This is a genomic window from Microbacterium sp. Z12_35 (assembly GCF_058310475.1).
On the sequence record NZ_JBZEGJ010000001.1, the window covers coordinates 1,194,379 to 1,206,917 of the forward strand.

Consider the following 12,539-nt stretch of genomic DNA (forward strand, 5'->3'; position numbering starts at 1 on the left):
CAGCCGGCTGTCGGGGATGCTCCGCTGCGGCGCGCGCGGAATCGGTTCCCCTGCAGTCTGCCAGCATCCGAGGGGCCTCACGGTCTCGAACGCGTGACGCGGGCGTTCCAGATGGTGAGGGCCAGCGCGATTGCGGCGGGGATACCGAGGAGCGGAAGGATGGGGTCTTCCTCCACCGCGTCGATCGTCCGCCATACGAACAGCACCACGGCCGCGGCAGTGAACCACGGGGGGATCCACCGCACGAGGTCGCGCACCAGACCGGCGCGTTTCAGCCGTTCCGAGCCTCCGCCGCGCAGCATCAATCCGTACAGGGCCACTCCGGCGGCGATGACCGACAGGGCGAGCGCGAGCACCGTGGGGGCGAGACGCCATGTCTCCGCCGCCCACCAGGAGCCGCGATCCACATCCGCGAACGTCCCCTCCGGGAACAGCATCCGGATGCCGACGTCCTCGTCGGCCTCGGTGCCCCAGTACCCGTCCGGCTCCGGGGTCAGTTGCCATCGGTAGACGACGACGTCCCCGGCCGAGCGCCCGGGCGGCAGCGCGCGCACGTCGGTCTTCCCGCGGGTCTGGCCGGCGAGCCAGCCTGTGGCCGCCTCGGTCTCCTCGGCGAGCGCCGCCGGCACACGCACCGTCACCGATGCCCGCAGAATCGGGGTGTCCTGCCACGACCACGCCGCCTCCCACCCCTCGTTCAGGGCCGTCCACAACACCTGCTCGCGCCACTGTCCGTCGTGCTGGACCGCGGCCGCAGCATCCGCGACCACGTAGCGGATCTCCACGACATGCTCGCCGCCCCATTCGTCGGTGAGCGCGGTCTGGAAGAAGGCCATGCCCTGCGCGCGGCGAACCGCGAAGGGCACGGGTTCTCCGTCGACGGTGACCGCCGATACGTCCAGCGCCATGTCATGCCCCGCGACGACATCGCGCCACTGCCGCATCAGCTGCGGCAGGTGGTCGCGGCCGTCGTCGACGAAAACCGAGAGGGTCTCGGTGACGGCGACGACCGCCGCGCCGGCTTCCGTCCGTTCCAGCTCCGCATCGGCGGCGAAATCGGTGACCACCCACCCGCGCCCGCCCGGCAGATCGCCGGAGTACGCGAGGTCTTCTGGGCGATCGCGTTCCGACGGGGACGGAACGAGGTAGGCCAGCCCGAGGGAGCCTGCGACGCTGAGCACGGCCACAGCGCGCAGCAGCAGCCGCGGGATGGAAAGGAACCCGGCGGCCACGCGCGCGTCACGATGACCGCGCTCGCCCAGCAGCCCCCAGACGAGAGCACCGGCCCGGCGCGGTGGGGAGAACATCACGACGTACGGAAGGAGCTCGTCACGCAGCGTGATGCGCTGTGCCGACTGCGTCTGCTCGAGATACAGCCGCAACCCCAGCAGGTGCTCCTTCGCCAAGGCGCCGGCGCGGGTGAGCGGGCGGGCAGAGAGGACCACGAGCAGGACCACGGCGGCAAGGAGAAGGTTGGCAGCCACGATCAGGACTGGCCACCAGTAGACGCTCAGCGGGATCTGGTGCGACAGCTGACGCACGACCCCGAGCTGCAGCAGAGCGAGGCCGAGAGCGGCGCCGACGAACACGTCGCGCACGATGCCTCGCGGGACGCGGCGGAGCCCGGAGCGGTATTGGGCCGACCACGCCGGCGCCATGAGGTAGGCGCGCCACGCGGCCACGATGTTGCCCGGCCGTCCGGTCCGCCATGCGATGCGCCCGACGGCGGACCACGGCCCGCGCGAGCGGCGCCGGTCATCGAGGGCCTGGACGAGCGGCGCCGTGAGCACCTGACGCATCAGCCGGGATGCGACGGGGGCGGGCACCTCGGGGTCTGGCTCGTATTGGGCGACGTACCACGCGCGGCCGCGCTCGTCGTTCCACACCACTGCTCTGGCCGCCAGCGCGAACAGCAGGCCGACCGCGAGCAGCAGGAGCGGCACGAACGGCCCGACGACGAGCACCCAGTACAGCGGCGACGGGTCGGGCATCGCGAAGGTGCCGTCCGCGAAGCGGAACGTGAACCAGAACTGCGCATACGGCGGCAGATTCTGGTCGTTCTCGACGAGATACGTCACCGAGTCCGACGTTTCGCTGTCGGGGCTCAGGCTCGTCGCATCCGACAGCAGCGTCCATGCCACGGCTGCCCGCGGCGAGCGCTCGAGCGCTTCATCCACTTCCCGCGGCAGGACAACGGTGGCCGACGTGCGGGCAACCCCCTGCGGGGAGGCGGGACCGAACACGTCCCACTCCAGCACGTTCTGCATCCGGCCCGTCGATTCGTCGAGGGAGCGGTAGGCGACGTCGGACAGGGTGTAGCGCACCACGAATCGGTGCGCACCGTCGAGGACCTTCCCCGTGTCCCATCGCAGGGTCGCGGTCGTGGCTTTCCGGTCGATCTCGAGCTCCGTCGGCACGCCGTCGATTTCGGCACCGGTCACCTCCGGAAGCAGATCGTGTCCCTCATAGTGGGAGGCGATGGTCCGGCTGATCCCGGATTCTGCGACTCCGTCGGGGAACACCGCGTCGATGCGCTCCTCGACGTGCAGCAGCATCCGCCCCTCGTCCGTGCGCTCCACCTCGAAGGCCACGTCGAACCCACGGGCGATCCAGCGATCTGTCGCCTCCGAGGCCGCCGCCGTGATGTCGTCGAGGTCGCGCGGCTCGTTGATCACGGGTCCGGTCAGCAGAATCAGTCCGGACCCGGCAACGAGGAGCCACACCCCGAGGTTCGTGAGCCGGATTCCGAGCGGCCCCCGAGCCCGTGCGCGCGCCTCGAGCCACAGCAGTGAGCGGGCGAGCCGTCGGTACAGCGGGGTCGGACGGCGGGTCGCGATATGAACGGCGTCGGCGGGAGCGGGCTCGTCCTCGGCCGGCGGCTCAGCAGCGTCCGGGGTCACCGCGGGGAGCGCCCGGCGTCCAGCAGCTCGCGAGCGTGCGTGAGCGCGGCCTCCGAGTCGGGCATCCCCGACAGCAGCCGGGCCATCTCCGCCTCGCGCTGGGGTCCCTCCAGGCGGCGGACGCTGGAAGCGGTGACCGCGCCGTCCGTGCCCTTCACGACCGACAGGTGGTTGCCGGCGAACGCCGCGACCTGTGCAAGGTGGGTGACGGCGATCACCTGCGAGGTCTCGGCCAACCGTGCCAGCCGGCGCCCGACCTCGATCGCCGCGGCACCGCCGATCCCCGCATCCACCTCATCGAACACGAACGTGGGGACAGGGTCGACCCCGGCCAGTACGACTTCGATCGCGAGCATGACGCGGCTGAGCTCTCCCCCGGATGCTCCCCGGGCAACAGGTCGCGGGTCGGCGCCCGGATGCGGGGCGAGGAGGATCGTCACCTCGTCGCGCCCGGACGCGGACGCCACACCGGGAGCGACCGCGACCGTGAGCTTCGCGTCGGGAAGGGCGAGGGCGTGGAGCTCCTCGGTGACGGCCGCCCCGAGGCGCGCCGCGGCGTCGGTGCGCACGGCCGTCAACGTCGCCGCCGCGTCATCCAGGCTGCCGGCCGCCTCGTCGCGTTCCACCGACAGCCGCTCCACGCGGTCCGAATCGTCATCGAGCTCCGCCAGACGGGCGGAGCCCGACTCCAGCAGTTCCATGGCGGCGTCCACGCTGCCATGGACCCGGGCGAGGCCGGCCAGCAGCGCGCGACGTTCCTCGACGGCCGCGAGCTCATGCGGACCTGTCTCGTCGAGATCGGCGAGGTAGCCCGACAGCGCCGCGGCGATATCGGTGACGCGGTAGCCGAGCTCGGCGATCTGGTCGGCCAGCTCGCGCAGCGCCGCATCCCCTCCCCGCTCGAGCGCCCGGCGGGCATCGGCGAGCAGCGCTGTGACGTCCGGGGCGTCGCTGTCGGAGGAGAGCGCCTCGTGAGCGGTGACGGCGGCCAGGCGCAACTCCTCGGCGTTCGCCAGACGTTCGGCGCGCGCGGCAAGCTGCGCCTCCTCGCCCGCGACCGGCGCGGCCGCTTCGATTTCGGCGAGGCGCGCGCGCAGCTCTTCGGCTTCCCGGGCGCGGGCATCGCGATCGTTCTCGATCATCGACAGCTGCTCGTCCAGCGCGCGCCACCGTTCGAACGCGGCCCGATACGTGCCGAGCGCTCGTGCGATCGGCGCGCCTCCGAAGCGATCAAGCGCGTCGCGCTGTGCGACGGATGAGCGCAACCGCAGCTGATCGGACTGCCCGTGCACGACGACGAGGTCGTCGGCGAGGTCGGCGAGCACGCCGGCCGGCGCCGTGCGTCCGCCGACGGTCGCGCGCCCCCGCCCCTCGCTCGAGACCGTCCGCCCGAGATACAGTTCCGCCCGGCCGTCGCCCAGAGGCTCGATGTCGCCACCTGCCTCGCGGACGCGATCGGCCACAGCGCCCTCCTCTGGGACGACCCACACCCCTTCCACCGAGGCCTGGCTCGCGCCGGAGCGCACGGCACCCGAGTCCGCTCGCTGTCCGAGAAGCAGCCCGAGACCGGTGACCACCATGGTCTTTCCGGCGCCGGTCTCACCCGTGATCGCGGTGAACCCGGCGCCGATGGGCAGGGTCGCGTCGGCGATCACGCCGAGGTCGCGCAGGCGCATCTGCTCGATCACGAAGGGGCCCCGTCCGGGCCGCGCCACCCTTCGACGGGCAGGCGGAACTTGCGGACGAGCCGGTCGGTGAAGGCAGCGGGATGCAGACGCGCCAGCCGCACCGGGCGGCTGGAGCGACGCACGATCACCCGCGCTCCGGGCGGCAGATCGTGCGACCGCCGTCCATCGCACCAGAGGATCCCCCCACCGCTCGTACGCTCGAGGACCTCGATCGCCACGGAAGTGTCCGGGTCGACCACGAGGGGTCGTGCGAACAGCGCGTGCGCCGACAGTGGGACGACCGCGATCGCCTCCACGTTCGGCCAGATGACCGGCCCACCGGCGGAGAAGTTGTAGGCGGTCGACCCTGTCGGCGAGGCCACGACCACTCCATCGCATCCGAAGGACGAAAGGGGACGCCCGTCGACCTCCATGACCACCTCGAGCATGCGCTCCCGGCTGGCCTTTTCCACGGTCGCCTCGTTCAGCGCCCAGGTCTCGTAGATGACGTTGTTCGCGGCATCCTTCACCCGGACCGCCAGAGCGAGGCGCTCCTCGACGCGATAGTCGCGGGCGATGACGCGGCGGACGGCGTCGTCCATGTCGTCCCGTTCGATCTCGGCCAGGAACCCGACATGGCCGAGGTTGATGCCGAGCACCGGCGCCGTCCCCCCGCGCACCAGTTCGGCAGCGCGCAGGATGGTGCCGTCGCCGCCGAGGACGATCGCCAGTTCGACGTCATCCAGCGGGACGTCGACGCCGAGTGTGCCGGCCCCGTCGAAGTCCAGCAGACCGTCCAGCACGGCGCGGTCGTCGACGGAGAAGACGGGGCGTGCGCCGGCCGAGCGCAGTTCCGACAGCACCCGACGCGCCGCTTCGACCGTGTCGTCCCGCCGGGAGTGCACCACGACAAGGATGCTGCGTTCGCTCGAATTCATCGGGTACCGGCCACTTCGTTCAGGGTGCTCGTCCATTCTGACGGATCGCTTCCCCGACCCGTCGCCAGATGCACGACGAACTCGCGATTACCGTGGGTGCCCACCACCGGCGACGCGATGACACCCGCGGTTTTCAGCCCGACGTCCCACGCCGACCACAGGACGCTGGTGACGGCATCGACCCGCAGCGCAGGGTCGGTGACCAGTCCGCCTTTCACCGCGGTGCGCCCTACTTCGAACTGCGGCTTGACCAGCACCACGATGTCGGCCTCGGGGGCGGCGACCGCCGCCACCGCCGGAAGCACGTGGGTCAGGGAGATGAAAGACAAGTCGCCGGTCACGACGGTGGGCGCCGCGGCGACGCCCGTCGCGGCGGCGAGGCTCGCCGCATCCATGTATCGCACGTTGTACCCCTCGACAGCGATGACGCCGGGGTCCGCCGCCACCTGCGGGGCGAGCTGCCCGTGGCCGACGTCGACGGCGAGGACGGGCGAAGCCCCGCGCTCGCGCAGCACCTGCGTGAATCCGCCGGTGGACGCACCGAGGTCGAGGGCCAGTCGCCCGCTCACCTCGATGCCGAATGCGTCGAGTCCGGCGAGAAGCTTGTGCGCCGCGCGACTGACGTACGAGTCGGGCGCCAGCACCTCGATGCGCGCGTCGTCCGGCACAGGCGTCGAGGGCTTCACCACCGGGCGTCCGTCGACACTCACGGATCCGGCTGTGATGAGCTGCGCGGCCTGAGTTCGTGAACGCGCGAGCCCCCGCCCGGCCATCGCCGCGTCGAGGCGCGGTGTCATCCGCGCGGTCCGCCGTCGGCGGTCGGTCCGGACTCGAGACGGTGCGCGAGTTCGTCGTGCAGCGCAGCGTAGGCGGCGGCGCGCTCGGCGAGGGGCTGGGACTCGATCACCCGGAGACGGCTGATCAGTTCGCCTTCCTCATCGCCGGTCGCGGCGTCATCGGGCTCGGACATGCCGCTATCGTAACGACCTATACGCGCCAGAACGGGTCGGCATACAGGCGCTCCGGAACACGGAACCCGAAGATGGCGCGGCCCGACGACCAGATCGCGGACGCCGCGGCCCGTACGAGATCGATGGGGCGGTCGCCCTCCTTGACGATGCGGAGGTCGGGGCCGTCGATCTCCACACAGGACCGGCCGACGATGGTCCGGGATCCCTGGACCACTGTCTGCGGGTAGGGCTCGAACAGCTCGCGGAGGTCGCCGAGGATCAGATCGGGACGAGCATCCGGGGGCGCCGCGAGGACGTGCTTGGGTCGGTCGATGCCCGTCAGCACAAGCGCCGACCGGATACCGGCGCGGGAGGCGCCTTGGATATCGGTGTCGAGCCTGTCGCCGATGAACAACGGCGACGCCGCGGCGAAGCGGGCCACCGCCTCGGTGAAGATCGGTGTTTCGGGTTTTCCGGCAACGGTGGCCAGTCGCCCGACGGCGGTATGCACGGCCGAGACGAGCGTGCCGTTTCCTGGCGCGATTCCGCGTGCCTGCGGGATCGTCCAGTCGGTGTTCGTCGCGATCCAGGGGATCCCGCCCTCGTCTTCGGGGAGCTGCAGCGCGTACGCGGCCTCGGCCAGCTGCGTCCATCCGACCTCGGGTGCGAATCCCTGGACGACGGCGGCGGGTGCGTCATCCGCGCTGCGGGTGACGGCGTATCCGGCCTTCTCTACCTCGACGACGAGCCCCTCACCGCCGACGACCAGGATGGTCGCGGGCGGAGCAACCAGCTCCCGGAGAAGGCGCATCGCCGCCTGCGGACTGGTGACGACCTCCTCAGCGCGAACGGTCAACCCGAGGTCGGTGAGATGGTTCGCCACCGATGCATCGGTGCGCGACGCATTGTTCGTGATGAAACCCAGGCGCCGCCCCTGCTGAGCTGCGCGGTTCAGGCTGTCGACGGCATGGGGAATGGCACCAGGGCCGGCATAGACCACGCCGTCGAGGTCGGCGAGCACCACATCGACGCCATCGAGAGGCGTCGACCCGTCAACCGGGCGGCGACGCCCGATCACTCCTCGGGCTCCGGGGAGTGCCGAGACCCGTCGTCAGAGTCGGAATCGCCGTCCATGTCGACGTCTTCCACAACGAGGACCTCACGATCAGCAGCACCCGTCGCGGCGTCCAGTGCGTCCTCCGCGATCTCGGCCCGGCGGTACCATTCGGCGGACTCGTCGTCGCGGCCGAGCTCCTCCAGCACTGCCGCACGCGCCGCGAACAGGCCAGGGCTCCACTCGAAGGCGCGGTCGGGGTCGAGCTCGGGGATATCGAGCTCTGTCAGCGCGCGATCGGGCTGCCCAAGGTCGAGCCGGGCGCCGGACATCGCGATGGCCAACTCGACGCGCACCGGCACGGGCAGGCTCGCACGGTCGACGGAGCGGCCTTCCTCGAGCGCGCGATCGGGACGACCGACACCCCGCTCGCTGTCGACGATGAGCGGCAGCTGGTCATCCCGACCGGAGATGCGCCGATAGGTGCGCAGTTCCCGGAGCGCGAGCGCGAAGTCTCCGACCGCGTACGCAGTGATCGCCGCCGTCTCTCGGACGACCGCAACACGGCCGGCGCGCCGAGTGGCCGCGAGTGCGTGCTCGTGCGCGCGGGCGGGGTCTTCGTCGATGAGACGCGCCGCCATCGCAAGATGACGGGCGACGTTCTCGGCATTCTCCTTGCTCAGGGTCTTCAGCTCATTGCGCGCTGCCGAGGCGAGATCGCGCGGCGTCACATCCTCCGGGATCTCGGGTTCGGCCACGCGCGCACGGCGCTCCTCGCTGGGCGGGATGGGACGCGAGGGCCGACGCTCGCCGCCGAATCGCGGGGCCGAACCGCCGCGGTCGGAGCCGTAGTCGCGCCCCTGCCGGCGATCATCGGAAGCGGGCCGGAATGGCCGACGCGCACCGTCGGCGGCGCCGCGCCGGTCGCCCGATGAAGGACGCCCTCCTCCCCCATCGGCCGGACGACGTGGCCGATCGCCGGAGGACGAGCGGGCTCCGTCTCCGAAAGGCCGACGCGCTCCTTCGCCGGAGGACGAGCGGGCTCCATCTCCGAAAGGCCGACGGGCTCCGTCTCCGGATGGTCGACGGGCTCCGTCGCTCGCAGGTCGGCTCTGCCCGTCGCGGAAAGGCCGACGGTCGCTGTCGGCGGAAGCCCGTCGCGGCCCGTCCCCGGAAGAGCGTCGCGGCCCATCCGACGCCGGACGAGGACGACGCGCAGCGCCGCCCGTCCCACGGTCGGAGGACCGATCGCCGTCCTTGCCCGGACGGGATCCGCCGCGGTCGTTTCGGTCACCACCGCTCCCGCGAGGGGTGCGTGGTGCTCGGTCGTCGCGATCGTCCGTAGCCACGGCGTCGCCTCCTCTATCGGGATAAATGTGCCCGTAAACGCGAAATGGCCACCCAACGTTGGGTGGCCATTTCTCGAAAGAAGTCCGGCGGTGTCCTACTCTCCCACAGGGTCCCCCCTGCAGTACCATCGGCGCTGTGAGGCTTAGCTTCCGGGTTCGGAATGTAACCGGGCGTTTCCCTCACGCTATGGCCGCCGAAACACTATTGATGTTTCAGTCGTACACAAACGTAATCATTGTTGTGTTGTTGCTCCCGACCGTACATCGGGAACCACTCAGTGGACGCAAGCACCATAAAACGGTGTGTTATCAAGTCATCGGCTTATTAGTACCGGTCAGCTTCACGCGTTACCGCGCTTCCACATCCGGCCTATCAACCCAGTAGTCTGGCTGGGAGCCTCTCGCCCGAAGGCATGGAAGTCTCATCTTGAGGCCGGCTTCCCGCTTAGATGCTTTCAGCGGTTATCCATCCCGAACGTAGCTAATCAGCGGTGCTCCTGGCGGAACAACTGACACACCAGAGGTTCGTCCAACCCGGTCCTCTCGTACTAGGGTCAGATCCTCTCAAACTTCCTACGCGCGCAGCGGATAGGGACCGAACTGTCTCACGACGTTCTAAACCCAGCTCGCGTACCGCTTTAATGGGCGAACAGCCCAACCCTTGGGACCTACTCCAGCCCCAGGATGCGACGAGCCGACATCGAGGTGCCAAACCATGCCGTCGATATGGACTCTTGGGCAAGATCAGCCTGTTATCCCCGAGGTACCTTTTATCCGTTGAGCGACAGCGCTTCCACAAGCCACTGCCGGATCACTAGTCCCGACTTTCGTCCCTGCTCGACCTGTCAGTCTCACAGTCAAGCTCCCTTGTGCACTTACACTCGACACCTGATTGCCAACCAGGTTGAGGGAACCTTTGGGCGCCTCCGTTACTTTTTGGGAGGCAACCGCCCCAGTTAAACTACCCATCAGGCACTGTCCCTGAACCGGATTACGGTTCTAAGTTAGACATCCAGAGTGACCAGAGTGGTATTTCAACAATGACTCCACATGAACTGGCGTCCATGCTTCAAAGTCTCCCACCTATCCTACACAAGCCACACCGAACACCAATACCAAACTATAGTAAAGGTCACGGGGTCTTTCCGTCCTGCTGCGCGTAACGAGCATCTTTACTCGTAATGCAATTTCGCCGAGTTCGCGGTTGAGACAGTTGGGAAGTCGTTACGCCATTCGTGCAGGTCGGAACTTACCCGACAAGGAATTTCGCTACCTTAGGATGGTTATAGTTACCACCGCCGTTTACTGGGGCTTAAATTCTCAGCTTCGCCTTGCGGCTAACCGGTCCTCTTAACCTTCCAGCACCGGGCAGGCGTCAGTCCGTATACATCGTCTTGCGACTTGGCACGGACCTGTGTTTTTAGTAAACAGTCGCTACCCACTAGTCTCTGCGGCCTCCAAACGCTTTCGGAGCAAGTCCTAATACGCCGAAGGCCCCCCTTCTCCCGAAGTTACGGGGGCATTTTGCCGAGTTCCTTAACCACGATTCTCTCGATCTCCTTGGTATTCTCTACCTGACCACCTGAGTCGGTTTGGGGTACGGGCAGCTAGAACCTCGCGTCGATGCTTTTCTTGGCAGCATAGGATCACCCACTTTTCATTCGCATCGTGTCTCAGCCTGTATGAGTGACGGATTTGCCTATCACTCGGCCTACGCACTTGCACCAGGACAACCATCGCCTGGCTGGGCTACCTTCCTGCGTCACACCTGTTAATACGCTAACCGCACCAGCATGGGGTCGAGCGTTCGCCAAGACGGCTTCACCCCGAAGGGATCCGTCCATTCCTGGTTAGGACTCTTAGCACCACTGGATTAGCTTGGGCGGTTCTTCGCCGGTACGGGAATATCAACCCGTTGTCCATCGACTACGCCTGTCGGCCTCGCCTTAGGTCCCGACTTACCCAGGGAAGATTAGCTTGACCCTGGAACCCTTGGTCTTTCGGAGGACATGTTTCTCACATGTCTTTCGCTACTCATGCCTGCATTCTCACTCGTGTGGCCTCCACGGCTGGTTCACACCGCCGCTTCGCTGGCCACACGACGCTCTCCTACCCATCAACACGGCTGGACCACGAAGGCCTACCAATAATGTCAATGCCACAACTTCGGTGGCGTGCTTGAGCCCCGTTACATTGTCGGCGCGGAATCACTTGACCAGTGAGCTATTACGCACTCTTTCAAGGGTGGCTGCTTCTAAGCCAACCTCCTGGTTGTCAAAGCAACTCCACATCCTTTCCCACTTAGCACGCGCTTAGGGACCTTAGTTGGTGGTCTGGGTTGTTTCCCTCTCGACTATGAAGCTTATCCCCCACAGTCTCACTGCTGCGCTCTCACTTACCGGCATTCGGAGTTTGGCTGACGTCAGTAACCTTTTAGGGCCCATCGGCCATCCAGTAGCTCTACCTCCGGCAAGAAACACGCAACGCTGCACCTAAATGCATTTCGGAGAGAACCAGCTATCACGAAGTTTGATTGGCCTTTCACCCCTATCCACAGCTCATCCCCTCAGTTTTCAACCTAAGTGGGTTCGGTCCTCCACGACGTCTTACCGTCGCTTCAACCTGGCCATGGATAGATCACTTCGCTTCGGGTCTAGGACACGCGACTGAATCGCCCTATTCAGACTCGCTTTCGCTACGGCTACCCCACTCGGGTTAACCTCGCCACGTATCGCTAACTCGCAGGCTCATTCTTCAAAAGGCACGCTGTCACAGCTGCTATGGCTGCTCCAACGGTTTGTAAGCAAACGGTTTCAGGTACTATTTCACTCCCCTCCCGGGGTACTTTTCACCTTTCCCTCACGGTACTTGTCCGCTATCGGTCATCTGGGAGTATTTAGGCTTATCAGGTGGTCCTGACAGATTCACACGGGATTTCTCGGGCCCCGTGCTACTTGGGATACTTCTCGCGCCAAGGGAGGCATTTCGACTACGGGGTTGGCACCCTCTATGACCGGCCTTTCAAGACCGTTCGTCTATACCTTCTTGTAACGCCGGCTGCTCGGCAGAGCAGCCTGAAAAGTCCCACAACCCCGAATACGCAACTCCTGCCGGATATCACACGTACTCGGTTTAGCCTGTTCCGGTTTCGCTCGCCACTACTAACGGAATCGCGGTTGCTTTCTCTTCCTGTGGGTACTGAGATGTTTCACTTCCCCACGTTCCCTCTACCCGCCCTATATATTCAGGCGGGAGTCACTGGGTCGGCACGCCGCCCAGCGGGGTTTCCCCATTCGGACACCCTCGGATCAAAGTGTGCTTATCCACTCCCCGAGGCTTATCGCAGATTGCTACGTCCTTCTTCGGCTCCAGATGCCAAGGCATCCACCGTTTGCTCTTAAAGACTTGAAATCACATGAGTTTTATCAAAGAATCGTTTCGGACCGAAGTCCGACTCGAAATTGATTAATGATCTTTAAGATCATCATAAGAGCTGATCAAAGATCAGCTCAAAGATGCTCGCGTCCACTGTGTAGTTCTCAAAGTACGGGCGGTGCCCTTCTCCCTTGCCGCATGTGCGACAAGAAGAAAGGGCCCAGAAGTTCCAGCTGCGGTCTAAACCGCATCCGGTCCCTCAGGACCCAACAGCGTGCATGTGCCGGCCATTTCAACAGGTTCGTT

Annotated in this window: 7 protein-coding genes and 2 rRNA genes; all 9 read right to left on the reverse strand. The window is 66.5% G+C overall.

Annotated features, from left to right (window positions below):
• Positions 1–77: 77 nt before the first annotated feature.
• Positions 78–2,900, reverse strand: coding sequence for a hypothetical protein (locus AC4FS1_RS05970; RefSeq protein ID WP_491153337.1), 2,823 nt, complete (start codon positions 2,898–2,900; stop codon positions 78–80).
• Positions 2,897–4,588, reverse strand: coding sequence for a DNA repair protein RecN (recN, locus tag AC4FS1_RS05975; RefSeq protein ID WP_491153338.1), 1,692 nt, complete (start codon positions 4,586–4,588; stop codon positions 2,897–2,899). Before recN ends, AC4FS1_RS05970 begins: the two co-directional genes overlap by 4 nt.
• Positions 4,585–5,505 (reverse strand): NAD kinase, encoded by a 921-nt coding sequence (locus AC4FS1_RS05980; protein WP_491153339.1) that lies wholly within the window; start codon positions 5,503–5,505, stop codon positions 4,585–4,587. Before AC4FS1_RS05980 ends, recN begins: the two co-directional genes overlap by 4 nt.
• Positions 5,502–6,302, reverse strand: a complete 801-nt coding sequence (locus AC4FS1_RS05985) for a TlyA family RNA methyltransferase (RefSeq protein WP_491153340.1) — start codon at positions 6,300–6,302, stop codon at positions 5,502–5,504. Before AC4FS1_RS05985 ends, AC4FS1_RS05980 begins: the two co-directional genes overlap by 4 nt.
• Positions 6,299–6,475 carry a hypothetical protein gene (locus AC4FS1_RS05990; RefSeq protein ID WP_491153341.1) on the reverse strand — a complete coding sequence of 59 codons (177 nt, stop codon included), beginning with the start codon at positions 6,473–6,475 and terminating at the stop codon, positions 6,299–6,301. Before AC4FS1_RS05990 ends, AC4FS1_RS05985 begins: the two co-directional genes overlap by 4 nt.
• Positions 6,476–6,492: 17 nt before the next feature.
• The gene (locus tag AC4FS1_RS05995; RefSeq protein ID WP_491153342.1) at positions 6,493–7,533 is read right to left on the reverse strand and encodes an HAD-IIA family hydrolase; all 1,041 of its coding nucleotides are present in this window, start codon (positions 7,531–7,533) and stop codon (positions 6,493–6,495) included.
• Positions 7,530–8,267: a hypothetical protein gene (locus AC4FS1_RS06000; RefSeq protein WP_491153343.1), complete on the reverse strand. Its 738-nt coding sequence runs from the start codon at positions 8,265–8,267 to the stop codon at positions 7,530–7,532. Before AC4FS1_RS06000 ends, AC4FS1_RS05995 begins: the two co-directional genes overlap by 4 nt.
• Before the next feature lie 673 nt (positions 8,268–8,940).
• A 5S ribosomal RNA gene (gene rrf / locus AC4FS1_RS06005) occupies positions 8,941–9,057 on the reverse strand.
• 106 nt (positions 9,058–9,163) lie between these two features.
• A 23S ribosomal RNA gene (locus AC4FS1_RS06010) occupies positions 9,164–12,269 on the reverse strand.
• Between the last annotated feature and the right edge of the window lie 270 nt (positions 12,270–12,539).

Excerpts from the sequence above, each read along its gene's own strand:
- AC4FS1_RS05980 (WP_491153339.1), bottom strand. The coding sequence starts at position 5,505 with ATGAATTCGAGCGAACGCAGCATCCTTGTCGTGGTGCACTCCCGGCGG.
- AC4FS1_RS05985 (WP_491153340.1), bottom strand. The coding sequence starts at position 6,302 with ATGACACCGCGCCTCGACGCGGCGATGGCCGGGCGGGGGCTCGCGCGT.
- AC4FS1_RS05990 (WP_491153341.1), bottom strand. The coding sequence starts at position 6,475 with ATGTCCGAGCCCGATGACGCCGCGACCGGCGATGAGGAAGGCGAACTG.